This window comes from Rhodoblastus acidophilus (assembly GCF_900187365.1).
GTDB classification, from domain to species: domain Bacteria; phylum Pseudomonadota; class Alphaproteobacteria; order Rhizobiales; family Beijerinckiaceae; genus Rhodoblastus; species Rhodoblastus acidophilus.
Genome location: NZ_FYDG01000001.1, coordinates 1,146,469 through 1,162,057 on the forward strand (window position 1 = coordinate 1,146,469; position 15,589 = coordinate 1,162,057).

Annotated in this window: 17 protein-coding genes; 6 read left to right on the top strand and 11 right to left on the bottom strand. The window is 65.2% G+C overall.

What is annotated here, in order from left to right; translation table 11 throughout:
- Positions 1 to 59: 59 nt before the first annotated feature.
- Positions 60 to 629 carry a carboxymuconolactone decarboxylase family protein gene (locus CFB24_RS04915; protein WP_088519394.1) on the bottom strand — a complete coding sequence of 190 codons (570 nt, stop codon included), beginning with the start codon at positions 627 to 629 and terminating at the stop codon, positions 60 to 62.
- Positions 630 to 814: 185 nt separating this feature from the next.
- Between CFB24_RS04915 and CFB24_RS04920 the strand changes: the two genes are divergently transcribed.
- The 3 genes from CFB24_RS04920 to CFB24_RS04930 all read left to right on the top strand — a co-directional run bounded on the left by CFB24_RS04920 (position 815) and on the right by CFB24_RS04930 (position 3,290).
- Positions 815 to 1,114 carry a c-type cytochrome gene (locus CFB24_RS04920; protein ID WP_088519395.1) on the top strand — a complete coding sequence of 100 codons (300 nt, stop codon included), beginning with the start codon at positions 815 to 817 and terminating at the stop codon, positions 1,112 to 1,114.
- Positions 1,115 to 1,201: 87 nt separating this feature from the next.
- Positions 1,202 to 1,726 carry a PAS domain-containing protein gene (locus CFB24_RS04925; RefSeq protein ID WP_088519396.1) on the top strand — a complete coding sequence of 175 codons (525 nt, stop codon included), beginning with the start codon at positions 1,202 to 1,204 and terminating at the stop codon, positions 1,724 to 1,726.
- Positions 1,704 to 3,290 carry a methyl-accepting chemotaxis protein gene (locus CFB24_RS04930; RefSeq protein ID WP_176440409.1) on the top strand — a complete coding sequence of 529 codons (1,587 nt, stop codon included), beginning with the start codon at positions 1,704 to 1,706 and terminating at the stop codon, positions 3,288 to 3,290. Before CFB24_RS04925 ends, CFB24_RS04930 begins: the two co-directional genes overlap by 23 nt.
- Positions 3,291 to 3,332: 42 nt before the next feature.
- Here CFB24_RS04930 and CFB24_RS04935 read toward each other — a convergent pair whose 3' ends face one another.
- Positions 3,333 to 4,376 (bottom strand): aldo/keto reductase, encoded by a 1,044-nt coding sequence (locus CFB24_RS04935; protein ID WP_088519398.1) that lies wholly within the window; start codon positions 4,374 to 4,376, stop codon positions 3,333 to 3,335.
- A 5-nt stretch (positions 4,377 to 4,381) separates the two neighbouring features.
- On the bottom strand, positions 4,382 to 4,936 hold the full coding sequence (locus tag CFB24_RS04940) for a nucleoside 2-deoxyribosyltransferase (protein ID WP_088519399.1): 555 nt from the start codon (positions 4,934 to 4,936) through the stop codon (positions 4,382 to 4,384).
- A gap of 138 nt (positions 4,937 to 5,074) precedes the next feature.
- On the opposite strand from CFB24_RS04940, the gene CFB24_RS04945 reads away from it, so the two are divergent.
- From CFB24_RS04945 to CFB24_RS04955, 3 genes are all read left to right on the top strand, one after another.
- Positions 5,075 to 5,386: a hypothetical protein gene (locus CFB24_RS04945; RefSeq protein WP_088519400.1), complete on the top strand. Its 312-nt coding sequence runs from the start codon at positions 5,075 to 5,077 to the stop codon at positions 5,384 to 5,386.
- Between the two features lie 62 nt (positions 5,387 to 5,448).
- On the top strand, positions 5,449 to 6,741 hold the full coding sequence (locus CFB24_RS04950) for a methyl-accepting chemotaxis protein (protein WP_088519401.1): 1,293 nt from the start codon (positions 5,449 to 5,451) through the stop codon (positions 6,739 to 6,741).
- A gap of 83 nt (positions 6,742 to 6,824) precedes the next feature.
- On the top strand, positions 6,825 to 7,796 hold the full coding sequence (locus tag CFB24_RS04955) for a quinone oxidoreductase family protein (protein WP_088519402.1): 972 nt from the start codon (positions 6,825 to 6,827) through the stop codon (positions 7,794 to 7,796).
- Here CFB24_RS04955 and rimO read toward each other — a convergent pair whose 3' ends face one another.
- The 8 genes from rimO to CFB24_RS04995 form a co-directional block, all read right to left on the bottom strand.
- Positions 7,797 to 9,119, bottom strand: coding sequence for a 30S ribosomal protein S12 methylthiotransferase RimO (gene rimO / locus CFB24_RS04960; RefSeq protein ID WP_088519403.1), 1,323 nt, complete (start codon positions 9,117 to 9,119; stop codon positions 7,797 to 7,799). It lies immediately after the preceding gene.
- A gap of 164 nt (positions 9,120 to 9,283) precedes the next feature.
- The gene (locus CFB24_RS04965; RefSeq protein WP_088519404.1) at positions 9,284 to 9,928 is read right to left on the bottom strand and encodes an outer membrane protein; all 645 of its coding nucleotides are present in this window, start codon (positions 9,926 to 9,928) and stop codon (positions 9,284 to 9,286) included.
- A gap of 226 nt (positions 9,929 to 10,154) precedes the next feature.
- A complete protein-coding gene (locus tag CFB24_RS04970) occupies positions 10,155 to 10,820 on the bottom strand; it encodes an outer membrane protein (protein ID WP_088519405.1) in 666 nt (221 codons plus the stop codon).
- A gap of 434 nt (positions 10,821 to 11,254) precedes the next feature.
- Positions 11,255 to 11,728, bottom strand: a complete 474-nt coding sequence (locus CFB24_RS04975) for an NUDIX hydrolase (protein WP_244593355.1) — start codon at positions 11,726 to 11,728, stop codon at positions 11,255 to 11,257.
- The gene (locus tag CFB24_RS04980; RefSeq protein WP_088519406.1) at positions 11,725 to 12,723 is read right to left on the bottom strand and encodes an inorganic phosphate transporter; all 999 of its coding nucleotides are present in this window, start codon (positions 12,721 to 12,723) and stop codon (positions 11,725 to 11,727) included. Before CFB24_RS04980 ends, CFB24_RS04975 begins: the two co-directional genes overlap by 4 nt.
- Before the next feature lie 7 nt (positions 12,724 to 12,730).
- On the bottom strand, positions 12,731 to 13,375 hold the full coding sequence (locus tag CFB24_RS04985; protein WP_088519407.1) for a DUF47 domain-containing protein: 645 nt from the start codon (positions 13,373 to 13,375) through the stop codon (positions 12,731 to 12,733).
- Positions 13,376 to 13,462: 87 nt separating this feature from the next.
- Positions 13,463 to 15,007, bottom strand: coding sequence for a proline--tRNA ligase (gene proS, locus CFB24_RS04990; RefSeq protein ID WP_088519408.1), 1,545 nt, complete (start codon positions 15,005 to 15,007; stop codon positions 13,463 to 13,465).
- A gap of 353 nt (positions 15,008 to 15,360) precedes the next feature.
- On the bottom strand, positions 15,361 to 15,540 hold the full coding sequence (locus CFB24_RS04995; RefSeq protein WP_088519409.1) for a hypothetical protein: 180 nt from the start codon (positions 15,538 to 15,540) through the stop codon (positions 15,361 to 15,363).
- Between the last annotated feature and the right edge of the window lie 49 nt (positions 15,541 to 15,589).

A 15,589-nucleotide genomic window follows, 5' to 3' on the forward strand; every position in this document is an offset into this window, starting at 1 on the left:
CGTTTTCAAGCGAAGTGGAGGCCCGTTCGCATGAAGAAAACGCGTCAAAACAAGAGACTCTAAACGTCTTCCCCATCCGGCAGCGGAACGTTAAAACCGTTCAGCGTGGTCGAGACCATGCAATAGAGGCCGACGAGATATATCAGCTCCGCCGTGGCTTCGAGGCCGAACGCCTTGACGGCGCGCTGATAGGGCAAGGCCGGCAGCGGGCCGGCGGCCAGCGCAGTGGCGACATCGAACACGATCGCCTCGTCCTCGGTCAGGTCCGCCGGTCGCTGGCCGGCGACGATGGTGGCGATTTTTGCGTCGGACAGGCCGCGCGCCTCGCCGACCAGCACATGGGCGTAAATCTCGTAGGCGGAATGGAATTTCGCGCCGGTGGCGAGAATGGCCACTTCGCGCAGCGGCCGCGCCAGTTTGGGCGCGCTGGCGAGCGCCTTGACCAGCGCCCAGACCGGACCGCCATAATCGGGAAAACTGATCCAGGGATTCCATGGGCCGATCAGCGCGCCATTGCGGTCAATGGCGGTGAAGCCGGTGAAGCTCGTGGCGATGCCCTCTTTCATGTCGGCGTAAAGCCGCCTTTGCGGCTCGGTCAGGTCGGCGCAATTTTTCAGCGGCAAGCGCATGGCGTCTCCGGGGTTTGACGACGGCGCAAGCTCCGTCCCTTGCGTAACGCTCGATTTCCGCCCCGGTTGCGCCCGCCCGTTTTGAGCCGGCGCAAGGGTCTTTTGAGCTGGCGCAAGCGCTGGCGCGCCAATTGCGCTATTCTTGATTTCAGCGCTTCGATCCGCGCCGATGAGGAGAGTCGCCCATGGCCCGCGCAGCCCTTGCACTCGTGCTGACCCTTGCAACCACCGTCCCGCTCGCGGCGGCCGACATCGCCAGCGGCAAGAAAATCGCGCAACGCTGGTGCGCCGCCTGCCATGTCGTCGCCATGGACCAGAATCGGGCGAGCGTGGACGTCCCCACCTTTTGCGACATCGCGCAGCGCAAGAGCGGAGAACAACTCCGGACGTTCCTGATCGACCCGCACCCGAAAATGCCGGATATGAGCCTGACGCGGGGAGAGATCGCGGACATCGTGGCCTATATTGAATCGCTGAAGCCTTAAGCTCCGAGGGGGCGGTCGCATTCGGCCGCTCCAGCCACAGGCAAGGTCGCAAGTCTACGCTTGACGAGCGTCAATCGAGACCTGCCGATGAAAACCCAGATTACGCCGACCGACCGTGAAGTATTTTTTGAACGCGACCGCTTCATCGTTTCCAAAACAGATCTGAAGGGGCGGCTGACTTACGTTAATCGCGCTTTCCGGGATATCTCTCATTATTCCGCCAAGGAATTGATCGGAGCGCCCCATTCCGTCGTGCGCCATCCCGACATGCCCCGCGCGATTTTCAAATTCATGTGGGATCGCATTCTCGAAGGCCATGAGGTCTTCACTTACGTGAAGAACATCACCAAGCTCGGCGACCATTACTGGGTGTTCGCGCATGTCACGCCGTCCTTCGACGACGGCGGCGCGTTCCTCGGCTTCCATTCCAACCGCCGGGCGCCGGATCGCCGCGTGTTGAGCGAAACCATCGTCCCGCTCTACGCCTCCCTGTTGAAGACCGAAAAGGCGACCGCCAACGCCAAGGACGGCCTCGCAGCGTCTTACCGTCAATTCACCGACATCGTCCAAAGCAAGGCGCGCAGTTATGATGAAATGGTCTTCTCTCTCTGAAGCGCGGGCGGCGGTTGCGGTGGGAAGCGCCGCCTGCGCCGCCAGCGTTGCGGCGAGCCTCGCCGATCATACGCTGCTGGCGGCCGGCCTGGGCGGTCTCGGCGCGCTCGCGGCCCTGGCGGGCTGGCTCGCCTTGAAGCGGATCGCGCAGGTCGTGGCTGAGGGGCGCCGCCTGTGCGGCGCCGTGACGATCGGCGATTTCGAAACCCGGCTCGCCGACGTCACTGAGGGCGGCGAGACCGGGGCGTTTCTCGAAGAGCTGAACGATATGGCGGATGTGGTGGACGCGTATATGCGCGAAGCGACCGCCTCGCTCGAAGCCATGCGCAAGAACAACTATTTCCGCCGCATCCTGCCGGACGGCCTCAAGGGCGCCCTGCTGCACTCGGCCACCACCATCAACGAAGCCGCCGACGCGATCGAATCCCGCGTCTCCGCCTTCGACATGTCCACCGAGGAGTTTTCGACGCAGATCGGGCGGATCGTCGAGCAACTCGCCGCCTCCGCCGGCGGCATCGGCGGCCTCGCCCAATCTTTGGCCCAGGGCAGCGACGCCACCGGCGCGCGCGCCAGCGGCCTCGGCGCCGCCGCCGAAACCGCCTCGGGCAGCGTCGAGGCGGTCAAAGACTCCGCCGACCGGCTCGCCGTTTCGGCCCAGGACGTCGGCGCCTCGATGCGCCGCACCGCCGATATCGCCCGCGACGCCGTCGCCGCCGCCGACAAGACCGGACAGGCGGTCGAGAGCCTGAGCGGCGCGGTGACGCGCATCGGCGCCATTGTCGGGATCATCAACAAGATCGCGGTGCAGACCAATCTGCTGGCGCTCAACGCCACCATCGAGGCCTCGCGCGCCGGCGAGGCCGGCCGCGGCTTCGCCGTGGTGGCCGGCGAGGTCAAGTCGCTGGCGGAGCAGACCACGCGGGCCACCGAGGAGATCGGCTCGCTGATCGCCGAGGTCGAGCAGGCGACCCACGCCGCCGTGGCCTCCACCGGCGAGATCGGGGCGCGCATCGCCGACATCGACGAGGTGACCGGCGCGGCCCTGCCGCAGATCGAAAGCCAGGTGGTCGGCGCCGGCGAGATCGCCCAGCATCTGCAAACCACGCTGCAGCTCACCCGGCAGGTTTTGGACGCCCTGACCGGCATCCAGGCCACGGCGAAGCAGAGCCTGGGCATGGCGCGCGACGTCACCGGCGCGGCCAGCGCCATCGGCGAGGAAAGCGGCCGCCTCAACGCGACCGTCGGCGATTTCCTCGTCAGCCTGCGCAAGGGCCCGCTCGACCGCCGCGACACCGAGCGGCACCAGATTTGCGCGCCCGCCGAGCTGGTGACCGAGAACGGCGTTTTGCCGATCAAAGTGTTCGACGTCAGCCGGTCCGGGGCGAAAGTCGCGCCCGCGACCGGAATCCCCAAGGGCGGCTCGGTGATGCTGCGCTTCTCGGACGGGCAGGAGACCCCGGCCAAGGTGAAGTGGATTCACGACGACCAGGCGGGGCTGGCCCTGCCGCCCGGCGCCCTGAACAAGGTCCTCCTGGGCAAATTGCAGGCCCAATCGGCGGCGTGACCGCGACGACCCGAAACGGGCGGCGACACGGCCGCCGCCCGATTACGGCGCGGGATTGCCGCGCAACTGGTAAATGGCGTCGATGCGGCGCAGCAGCTCCGGCGGCAATTCGTGCGGCGCGTCGAGAATGATCTTCAACTGCTCCAGATTGGTCGCGCCGACGATATTGGCGGTGACGAAGGGGCGCGACGTGACGAAGGCCAGCGCCAGATGCACGGGATGCAGGCCGAACTCTTTCGCCAGCGCCACATAATCCTCGATCGCCGCGTCGACGCCCGGCTTTTCATAGCGCTGGCCCCGGTCGAACAGGGTGCTGCGCGCGCCCGGCGGCCGGGCGCCATGCAAATATTTGCCGGTGAGAAAGCCCTGCGCCAGCGGCGAATAGGCCAACAGGCCAACCTGCTCGCGGAAGGCGAATTCGGCGAGGCCGATCTCGAACTGGCGGTTGAGCAGATGATAGGCGTTCTGGATCGAAACCGGACGCGGCCCGACGCCCGCCTCGGCGACGCGCAGGAATTGCGCGACGCCCCAGGGGGTTTCGTTGGACAGGCCGAAATGCCGGATCTTGCCCTGCGCGACCAACTCTTGCAGCGCCGAGGCGGTCTCCTCGAACGACACCCCGTCCGGCCCGCCGCGATCCTCATAGGCGTTGGACAGACCGTCAAACAGAACCATCGGCCGGTCCGGCCAATGCAACTGGTAGAGGTCGATATAGTCGGTCCGCAGCCGCTTGAGCGAGCCTTCGACGGCGCGGAAAATGTTGGCGCGGTCGAGCCGCGCCTCCGCGCCGTCGCGAAACCAGGGCATGGCGGTGCGGCCCACCACCTTGCTGGCGAGCACGATCCTGTCGCGATTTTTGCGCGCCGCGAACCATTCGCCGATGATGGTTTCGGTCGAGCCGGATGTCTCGGCGCGGGGCGGGATGGAATAAAGCTCCGCCGTATCGAAGAAATTCACGCCGTGGGCGACGGCGTAATCCATCTGGGCGAAGGCGTCGGCGCGGTCGGTCTGCTGGCCATAGGTCATGGTGCCCAGGCAGATTTCCGATATTTTCAGGCCGCTGCGGCCAAGCTGTCGTGTCTGCATGTTCGTCAAAATCCGAATTTCAACAGCGCCTTGCGCAGGCAGGCGGTGAACAGGGCGAGGTCTTCGATCGGCGCCTTGACCTCTGGGCGCAGCACCGACTGGCCCGACGCCCGGAGCGCGCAATCCAGCATGAGATTATCCGAATTGCCGAATTTCTCGATCTCGAAGCCATGGGCGTCGCACCAGACGCCCTGCGGCGTTTGATGCGCGCCGAACGCCTCGGCGACGCGGTCGAACAGATCGGCGGGATCGTTGCTGTAGGCGAACGCCGGCTTGCCGCGCGCAACGAACAGGCCCAGTTCGAACGCCGTGCCGGGGTCGGCGCTGACGCCGCGAAACGGCGACAAGTTGAAAATGGCGGCGTCGGCCTGCGCGATCGCGGCGAGATTGGCGGCGTAGATGCGCGCGTCGCGTCCCTCGCCCTCCCCGACCTCGTGATCGAGCGGATACAGCCCGACAAAGCCGAATTCCTGGCACAGCGCCTTCTTGCGCAGGCCGATCTCAACGGCGTCGGGCAGGAAGACCTCGGGACCGGCGAGATAGATTTTTTTTCCAGGCATGCGAATCCCTCGCGCGCGAAGCGTGCGGCGCTCGATAAGTCAGGGATAGAGCAGCCGGAACGCGACCTCAAGCGTCGCGCAAGGCGGGCGGGTTAAAACTCGCTCGGCGCCGCCTGCGTCCCTCTCCCAGATATTCCGATGAAACTGACCATCAACACCCAATTGCGCTTGATGACGATCGCATTTTGCACGGTCATGACGCTGGCGTCCGGCGGCCTCTGGTTCAGAGTGAACCAGTTCCGCGTCGTCCAGGACGCGGCCGTCAACGCCGCCGCCGACGCCTACAAGGCGCAGCAGGGGGCCGGCATTGGCGCCCGACTCTACCGCATCATCGCCGACGCCGAGATCAACCATGATTTCGCCGCCGCCAAGCGGGACTGGCCCGAGGCCTTGACCGCCGAACGCGCGCTGGTCGCGCAATTTCAAACCCTCAAGCTCAATCCGGCGTAGCGGGACGCCCTGAAAGCCGGGGCGGAGAAGATCGAGAAACTGGTCGCGGCCTTCAGCAGACCATGCTGCCGCAACTCGAAGCCAAGACCGAACTCGACGAGGAGATTCGCGCCCTGGACGGCAAGATCGACGAGATCGTCACGGCGATCAACACGCCGTTCGCCACCATGCGCGACAGCCTGCTGCAAAGTTCGCGGGACGCCGACGAATCCTTTGACAACGTCACCAGCCTGTTCCGCGTCGCGGCGATCGGCGGCATGGCGCTGTTGCTGCTGACGACCGCCGGCTTCAGCGTGCTGGTCAGCCGCAACATCACCGCGGGCGCGGCGGGGCTGGACCGGTCGATGCGGCGGATCGCCACCGGCGAACTCGACGCGGAAACCGCCGGCCTCGCGCGCGCCGACGAATTCGGCGAGATGGCGCGGGCGCTGGAGTTGATGCGGGGCGCGCTGCGGCGAAGCGAAACGACCAAGGCCGAAAGCGCGGCGCGCGATCGCGCCGACCGCGACGCGCTGGCGCGGCGCGATGCGCTGGCGAAGACGTTTGTGGCGCGGATGCAGCAATTGGCGGCCGGCTTCGTCACCGCCTCGCAATCCCTGGCCGAATCGGCGAAAACCCTTTCGGCGAATGCGCGCAACGCGTCGCGCGAAATGGGCGCCGTGGTCGACGCCGCCGATCAGGCCGCCGCCAATGTCAGCGCCGCCGCGCATTCGTCCGAAACCATGGCCCAGGCGACGCGCGACATCAGCGCCCATGTCACACATTCGGCGAAAGTGGCCGACCACGCCTATGGCGAGGCGCAGGCGTCCGAATCGAACATCTCCGGCCTCGCCGGGGCCGCGCAGGCCATCGCCGAGGTGGTGACGCTGATCCGCGGCATCGCCGAACAGACCAACATGCTCGCGCTGAACGCGACCATCGAGGCGGCGCGCGCCGGCGAGAGCGGCAAGGGCTTCGCCATCGTCGCCAACGAGGTCAAGGATCTCGCCAGCCAGACCAGCCGCGCCACCGAGGCCATCGCCGCCAAGGTCGCCACCATCCAGGCGGCGACCGACGGCGCCGTGGCGTCGATCGGCGCCATCGCCCAGGTGATGGGCGATGTGAAAGCAGTGGCCGGGACCATGGCCGGGGCGGTCGAGGCGCAGCGCGCGGCGACTCAGGAAATCGCCGTCAATTGCCGCTCCGCCGCCGAGGGCGCGGCGCGCGTGACGCAATCCATGAGCGGCGTCAGCGCCGCGACCGAACAGACCGACGCCTCCTCGGCCGACCTCCGCGAATTGTCGCAACGCTTGTCCGATCAGGCGGGCGCTTTGCGCCAGTCCGTCGAGAGCTTTGTACGCGATTTCGCCGCCTGACCCGACGCAAGGGCGCGCTTGCGCCCTCGCCGGATTGCGGCGCGCCGGGCGCGGGCCTAAATTCGGGCGAAAGGGAGACGGATATGGTCAAGGCGATCCGCATTTACGAAAACGGCGGCCCGGACGTGCTGCGCTACGAGGACATGGACCTGCCCGCGCCCGGCCCCGGCGAAGCGCAGATTCGCCAACATGCCGTCGGCGTCAATTTCATCGACGTCTATTTCCGTACCGGCCTGTATCCCCCGCCGTCGCAACCGTTCACGCCCGGCAACGAGGGCGCGGGCGAAGTGATCGCCGTCGGGCCGGGCGTCGACACGTTCAAGGTGGGCGACCGCGTCGCCTATGCCGGAACGATCGGCGCCTATGCCGAGGCGCGCAACATCGACGTCAAGTTCCTGACGCCTCTGCCCGAGAGCGTGTCCTACGAGACCGGCGCCGCCATGATGCTCAAGGGTTTGACCGTCGAATATCTGCTGTTCCGGTCGTACAAGGTTCAGCCCGGCGACGTGATTCTCGTCCACGCCGCCGCGGGCGGCGTCGGCCTCATCCTGTGCCAGTGGGCGAAAAAGCTCGGCGCCTTCGTGATCGGCACGGTCGGCAGCGAGGACAAGGCGAAACTCGCGCGCGAGGCCGGAGCGGATGCGGTGATTCTCTACCGGCAGGAGGATTTTGTCGCCCGCGTGAAGGAGATCACCGGCGGCGCGCTGTGCCACGCGGTTTACGACAGCGTCGGCAAGGACACGTTCCCCGGTTCGCTCGACTGCCTGCGCCCGTTCGGAACTTTCGTCAGCTTCGGCAACGCCTCCGGGCCGGCGCCGCCGTTCAGCCTCGGCGTGCTGTCGTCGAAGGCCCTGTTCGTCACCCGGCCGTCGCTGTTCCCGTTCATCGCCGACCAGGCGCGATTGCGCGAAATGGCGGCGCGATTGTTCGATGTCGTAACGTCCGGCGCCGTGAAAATCGCGATCCATTCGACGCGGCCGCTGGCCGAAGCGGCCGAGGTTCATCGCGCGCTGGAGGCTCGCGCCACCACCGGCGCGACCGTGATGATCCCCTGATTACACCAAGGTTCCGTGAAGATCGTAGGCTTCGGCCCTATCGATCTTCACGGTGACGATGTCGCCGGCCCGCAGCGGGCGGCGGGCGCTGACGAAAACCTTGCCGTCGATTTCCGGCGCGTCGGCTTTGGTTCGCCCCTCACCGCCGCCGGGGAACGCCTTGTCGATGATGACGGGCAGCCGCTTGCCGACCTTGTCGCGCTGACGCCGGGCGGAAATTTTCTGCTGCCGCTCCATGAAGCGCTTCCACCGGCTCTGCTTCACCGCGTCGGGAACCTGCGGCAGGCCGAGATCATTGGCGGGCGCGCCGGCGACCGGCTCGTATTTGAAGGCGCCGACGCGGTCGAGCCTGGCTTCATCGAGCCAGTCGAGCAGCATTTCGAAATCCTGCTCGGTTTCGCCGGGGAAGCCGACGATGAAGGTCGAGCGCAGCGCGAGATCGGGGCAGATGTCGCGCCACGCCTTGATCCGGTCCAGCACCTTTTCGACATTGCCCGGACGCTTCATCGCCCGCAGCACGTTGGGCGCGGCGTGCTGGAAGGGAATGTCGAGATAGGGCAGGATTTTTCCCTCCGCCATCAACGGGATGACTTCATCCACATGGGGATAGGGATAGACGTAGTGCAGACGCGTCCACACGCCCATGTCGCCCAATTCCTTCGCCAGATCGAAGAAGCGGGCGCGGACCTCGCGGCCATGGAAAGCGCTTGAGCCGTAGCGCAGGTCCTGCCCATAGGCGGAGGTGTCCTGCGACACCACCAGCAATTCCTTGACGCCGGCCTTCACCAGCTTCTCCGCCTCCGCCAGCACCTCCGCCGCCGGGCGCGAGACGAGATCGCCGCGCAATTTCGGAATGATGCAGAAGGTGCAGGCGTTATGGCAGCCTTCGGAAATCTTCAGATAGGCGTAATGGCGCGGAGTGAGCTTGATCCCCTGCTCCGGCACCAGATCGACGAAGGGATTCGCCAGCGGCGGCGCCACGCGATGAACCGCCGCCATCACGCTCTCGTAATCCTGCGGTCCGGTGATCGCCGAAATATTCGGAAAGGCGTCGAGAATCGGGCCGGGATCGGCGCCCATGCAACCGGTGACGATCACCTGACCATTCTCGCGCAGCGCCTCGCCGACGGCGGCGAGCGACTCGGCCTTGGCGCTGTCAAGAAAACCGCAGGTGTTGACGATCACGGCGTCGGCGCCCTGGTGATTGCGGGCGATCTCGTACCCTTCCGCGCGCAGACGCGTGAGGATGCGTTCGGAATCAACCAGGGCTTTTGGGCAGCCCAGCGAGACGAAGGAAATGCGCGGCGTGTTTGGCTCGGTCATGCCGGGGGTTTAGAGCATGATTCCGAAAAGTGAAAACCGGTTTTTTTGCAAAAGATCGCGGGCGCGGCGAATCGCCTTGCGCCCAAAAGCAAAGCGCGGCCGGAAAACCGGCCGCGCTCGCGAGATCTGTCCGCCCGTCAGCGACGGGGCGAGAGCGAAAGCTCTCAGTACTTGGCGACGACCGGGGCTTCCGGGTTGCCGAACTTGTACAGCAGGCCGACGAGAACGGCATGCGAGTCCTGACGGACCGAAACGCCGCCGATCGTGTCCTTGTCGAAATCGGTGTAGCGATATTCGATGCGGCCGATCAGGTTGTTGGTGCAAGCGTAGTCGACGCCGGCGCCGACGGTGTAGCCAACGCGGTCGTTGGTGTAGCCAGCGATCTTCACGTCGCCGAAGGCCACGCCGCCCGCGACATAGAGCAGGGCGCGATCGACGATCGTGTAGCCGACGCGGCCGCGGATGTTAGCGAAATAGGTGGTGTCGGCCTTGATGCCGCCGACGGTCTTGTCGCCGCCGAACACGCCGCCGGCGTCGCCTTCAGCGCCGAGCACGAACTTGTTGCCGAGGTCGTAGTTGTAGCCGATCACGCCGCCGACCAAGCCGCCGGTGCGGTCATACTTCACGCCCGCAGCCTTGGTGGTCAGGATGTCAGCGCCGCCTTCGACACCGGCGTAGAAACCGGTCCAGGTGAACACCGGAACGGGCGCGACATAGGCCGGAGCGGCCTTACGGGACGGCAGGTCAGCCGCGAAAGCAGAACCGGTCAGGGCCGCGACGGCCACGCTGGCGAGAAGAATCTTGCGCATTGTTTACCTCTTTATTCCAAAATGCTGAGATGTGGTGACAAAATCGCGACGATAATGCAATGGCCAAGTTGACGCTGCCGCGGCTTTCACAAGCACTGTTGCATCTTGGTCACGCTTAAGCTCGCCCCAAATGCAAAACGCATCCAGGCCTCGCGACCTGGATGCGCTTGCAAGAGACAGGCGCCGGGTTCCCCCGGCGCAAGCGATCTCAGTACTTCTTGCGATCTCAGTACTTGGCGACGACCGGGCCGAACTCCGGAGCGCCGAACTTGTACAGCAGACCGACCACAACCGCGTTCGAGTCCTGGGTGACCGACTGCGGGAACGGACCACGGGACTTGCCGAGGTCGGTGTAGCGATATTCGACGCGGCCGATCAGGTTGCTGGTGAAGGCGTAGTCGACGCCGCCGCCGACGGTGTAGCCGACGCGGTCATCGGTGAAGCCGGCGACCTTGACATCGCCGAAGGCGACGCCGCCCGCGGCGTAAACCAGGGCGCGATCGAACAGGGCGTAGCCGACGCGGCCACGGACGTCAGCGAAATAGGTCGAATCGACCTTGTTGGTGATGCCGTTGACGGTGACGTTCTTGTCGCCGCCCAGCACGCCGCCGGCGTCGCCTTCGAGGCCGAGCACGAAGCGGTTGCCGAGTTCGTAGTTGTAGCCGACCACGCCGCCGAGCAGGCCGCCGGTGCGGTCAACCTTCACGCCGGCCGCGTCCTTGGTCGACAGGAAATCAGCGCCGCCTTCAATACCGACGTAGAAGCCGGTCCAGGAGAACGCCGGGACGGGGGCGATGTAGGCCGGAGCAGCCTTGCGCGAGGGGAGATCGGCGGCGATGGCCGAGCCCGTCAGCGCCAGGACGGCGACGGTGGAAAGCAGAACATTACGCATGGATGCCTCTTGTCTGGTTTGCGAAACGCACCGGCAACATGTCCCTTGAGCGCCGCGGTCGCAACACAAAATGTCACGAATTAGGGTATTCACTGGACGCTTGTGGCCGTTTGGCAACAATTTCGGGCTAGGCCCGGGTGGAATGCGGCTGAATTGCGGCGCCTGAAAGGCATTTGTGACGATCCAGCCGCAAAATTGCGGATTTTACTTTGTCCTTCTCGGAGATCCCGCGCGGACCCGCGCGGCTCCATTTCGATTCGACGCTCGCCGGCCATTCCTAAAGGGAAACAACCCGGCAATTGCATTGACAGGGCGCGACGCAAAGTCACGCCGTCCCTCCCGCCAAGACGCAGTTAATGCGTGAGAAGTTTACCATTCCTTACTGGAACAGGTCGCGTTTGACCCTTTTGGTTAACGCAACGCTTACGCCGGGTTTACGTTCCAACCGTCCGGGCGAATTCGAGGATCAGCGCGGCGAGCGCCGGATCGGACGCGCGCTCCGCCGCCGTTTCGGCCGACATCCAGCACGTCTCGCGCTGGTTCTTCTCCAGCCAATCCGCGCGCTGGCGAATCACGCGCAGCGGAAACACATCGACCTCGCACAGGGCAGTTTTTCCTTGCGACAGTCTCTTGTCATAAGAGAATCGGCCGAACGAGGCCTCGTCGATCACGCCGAGCAGACCCGCCTCTTCCAGCGCCTCGACCGCCGCCGCGGCCGAGAGACTGCGGCCCGCCATCGGCCAGCCCTTGGGAATGATCCAGCGCCGGGTTTCGCGCGACGACACCAGCATGATTTCGAGGCGATCCGTCACGCGCCAGGGCAAGGCGGCCACCTGACGACGAACAGCCTTGCCGCCGTCGGCTTGTTTCTTGGCCTTGCCCGAACCGCCCGAATCGCCTGCCGTCACGTGAAGACTCCCGCCAGCCAGAACGCGAGCGCCGCCGTAGCGCCCGACGCCGGCAAGGTTAACACCCAGGCGACCACAATGTTCTGCGCCACGCTCCACCGCACCGCCGAGGTGCGCCGCGCCGCGCCGACGCCGACAATGGCGCCGGTGATCGTATGGGTGGTGGAGACCGGCACGCCCAGGGCGGTGGCGGCGAACAGGGTCAGCGCTCCGCCGGTTTCGGCGCAGAACCCCTGCATCGGCGTGAGTCGCGTGATTTTCGACCCCATGGTGTGGACGATGCGCCAACCGCCCAGGAACGTGCCAAGCGCCATCGCGCTCTGGCAGGCGAGAACGACCCAGAACGGAACGGCGAAGTTCGGCCCGCTCAGGCCGTGCGCATAGAGCAGCACGGCGATCACGCCCATGGTTTTCTGGGCGTCGTTGCCGCCGTGGCCGAGAGAATAGAGCGAGGCCGACACGAATTGCAGCAGGCGGAAGGCCGAATCAACCGCGACCGGCGCGCGCCGCACGCAAATCCAGGACACGATCAGCACCAGCAGCAGCGCCAGAAAGAATCCCGCGAGCGGCGACAACACGATGGCGGCGACCGTCTTGTCCAGCCCCGTCCAGAGGACGGCGCCCGTTCCCGCCTTGGCGATGCCGGCCCCGACCAGACCGCCGATCAGGGCGTGCGACGAGGACGAGGGAATCCCGAGCAGCCAGGTCAGCACGTTCCAGACGATGGCGCCCGACAAAGCGGCGAAGATCAGCCTGTCGTCGATGATATGCTGGTCGACGATGCCGCTGCCCACCGTATTGGCGACATGCAGGCCGAAAAAGAAGAAGGCGATGAAGTTGAAGAAGCCGGCCCAGAACACCGCGTAACGCGGGCTTAAGACGCGCGTCGAGACGATGGTGGCGATCGAATTGGCGGCGTCGTGCAGGCCGTTCAGAAAGTCGAACAGCAGGGCGACGGCGATCAGAGCGACCAGAGCGTAAGTCACGCCGTCCATCACGGCCTCACAAATGTTCGAGCAGAATTCCGCTCATCCGGTTGGCGACATCCTCGAAACTGTCCACCACCTTTTCGAGATGCGAATAAATTTCGGCGCCGACGATATAGGCCATGGCTCCATTGTCGCGATTCGCCAGGAACAGCTCCTTCAAGCCGGCGAGATACAGCAGATCGGCCTGTTCCTCGAGCTTGACGATCTGCTCGTTGGCGGCGTTGATCCGGGCCGAATTGGCGTTCATGGCGCGCAGCAGCGGCAGGGTGTCCTGAACGATCCGGGCCGATTCGACGATGACGTCGCCGATGCGGGCCATATCCGGCGTGAAGTCGCCGACGTCATAGAGCGAAATCGCCTTGACCGTCTGCCGCATCTGATCGACGGCGTCGTCGAGATCGTTGATCAGCCCGTGAATATCGCCACGGTCGAACGGCGTGATGAAACTGCGGCGCAACGCCAGCAGCACTTCGCGGGCGACCTCGTCGGCCTTATGCTCGTAGGCGGTGATCTCGTCGCAATAGCGCGGCACGTCCGGGCCGCCGTCGAGCAGGCGCCGGAAGCACTGCGCCGCCTCGACCGCGATCTTGGCATGGGCCTCGAACAGATCGAAAAATCGATCTTCCTTGGGCATCAGCGCCCGCAACCAGCCCAGCATGACTTCTCCGGCAACCTGACGAGATAGCGACTCTTTTGTGACAAATCCCTAGGTCGCCGCCGTGGATTTGTAAACAGCCGCGCGCCGTCAGTAGGCGCGCGCGATGATGATCTCCTCCACCGCCGGCTTGCCGGTGAACACGCACGCGCCGGACGGCTGGCCCTGCCCCATCGGCACATTGCGCAGCGTGAGCTTGAGCGCCTTGAGCCGCGCCTCAATAGCTTCGAGTTCCGAACCGGTCGGCCGCGACCAGGGCGCGCGCACCCAGCCCTTGAAGCCGGATTTTTCATCGTCTTCGGAGGCCGCGCCGAAAAAGGCGGCGATGGCGTCGAAATCCTTCAGGTCGGCGCGGATGTTGCCGTCCAGCCGCGCCTTGGCCTCGTCGAACAGGTTTTTCTGGATTTCCGCCAGCAGGCCGGGCGCCTGGGCCAGAAATTGTTCGCGCGCGAGACCTGTGGAAATCACCTTGTCGCCGTCGCGCAGCTTGTCGCGGCGAATCATCGTGACATTGTCGCCGGCCATGTCGCGCGGGCCGATTTCAAGCAGGATCGGCGCGCCGCGGCGCAGCCAGTCCCAGCGCTTGTTGGCCGAACGGGTCGGCTTTTTATCCAGATGCGCGCGAACCGGCAGGCCGAAAGCGGAGAGGCCGTCGAGTTCGGTTTTCAGCTTCTCGCAATAGGCGAGCAGGTCGGCGTCCTCCGGCTTTTCGCGCAGCATCGGGACGATGACGATCTGTTTCGGCGCGATGCGCGGCGGCAGGCGCAGACCATCGTCATCGCCATGCGTCATGATGACGCCGCCGATCAGGCGGGTCGAAACGCCCCACGACGTCGTGTGGGCGTATTCGAGCTCGCCGGTCGCGGACTGGAAGCGGATGTTCTGCGCCTTGGCGAAATTCTGGCCGAGATAATGCGAGGTGCCGGCCTGCAAGGCCTTGCCGTCCTGCATCATCGCCTCGATGGAATAAGTGGCGTCGGCGCCGGGGAACCGCTCGTTTTCCGGCTTTTCGCCGACCATCACCGGCATGGCCAGCACGTCCTCGGCCAGCTCGCGGTAGATTTCCAGCATCTTCAGCGTCTCTTCCAGCGCGTCATCCTTGCTGGCGTGGGCGGTGTGCCCCTCCTGCCAGAGGAATTCGGCCGTGCGCAAAAACAGGCGGGTGCGCATTTCCCAGCGCACCACATTGGCCCATTGGTTCACGAGGACGGGAAGATCGCGATAGCTGGCGATCCAGCGCCGGAACGCGTCGCCGATGATGGTTTCCGAGGTCGGCCGCACCACCAGCGGCTCCTCCAGCTCGGAAGACGGGTCGACCACCAGCTTGCCATCGACCGCCTTGAGGCGATGATGGGTGACGATGGCCATTTCCTTGGCGAACCCTTCGACGTGGCTCGCCTCCTGCGCAATAAAACTCATCGGGATGAACAGCGGGAAGTAGCAGTTCTCGTGCCCGGTGTCCTTGATGCGCTTGTCCAGCGCCTGCTGCACCAGTTCCCACACGCCCCAGCCCCAGGGCTTGATGATCATGCAGCCGCGCACCGGCGAGGTCTCGGCGAGATCGGCCTGATCGACCACGGCCTGATACCATTCGGGGAAATTTTCTTCGCGGGTGACGGAAAGGGCGCGTTTCATGGGCTCGACCAGTTCGGGGATTCCAGCCGTACTGGCCGAAAAAGCGGACAAATGCAATGTCGCCGTGCGGAAAAAGCCGGCCGCGGCGAGGGCGCGCCGTTGCGCCTGGCGACGGCGACCACACCGAGATCAAGGCGGCGATCAGCCCTGCTCCGTCGCGGCGCTGGCGGCGAAGATTTTGAACGGAATGAAGAACGAACGCATAAGGTGAGACCGGGTCCATCCCGTGCGCCGGCTTCGCCCGGCATGACGTCGGCGAGCATGAAACCGACCGGCGGCGTCAGATCGAAATGGTGAAGACCGGGTTGACCGCGCGGGCCTTGCGCACGCGGTCGCCTGGGAGGGAAGACTCGTCAGCGGCGGCTCTTGCCCGTCGCCACCGGCTTGCAGAATCGCAATTCGCGCGCTTCCACCACAACCGCGCCGGGGCGCAAGGCTTCGGGCGGCATATTGCCCTTGGCGCCGCTCTCCTGACACCAGGCGAAGTGAATCCGCGTGGGGAGGCCACAATAGACGCAACGGGGAAGCGGCATCGTCAACTCCTTGATATTCCGTTGAACGCGCCGGCCGGACTGCTGTTCC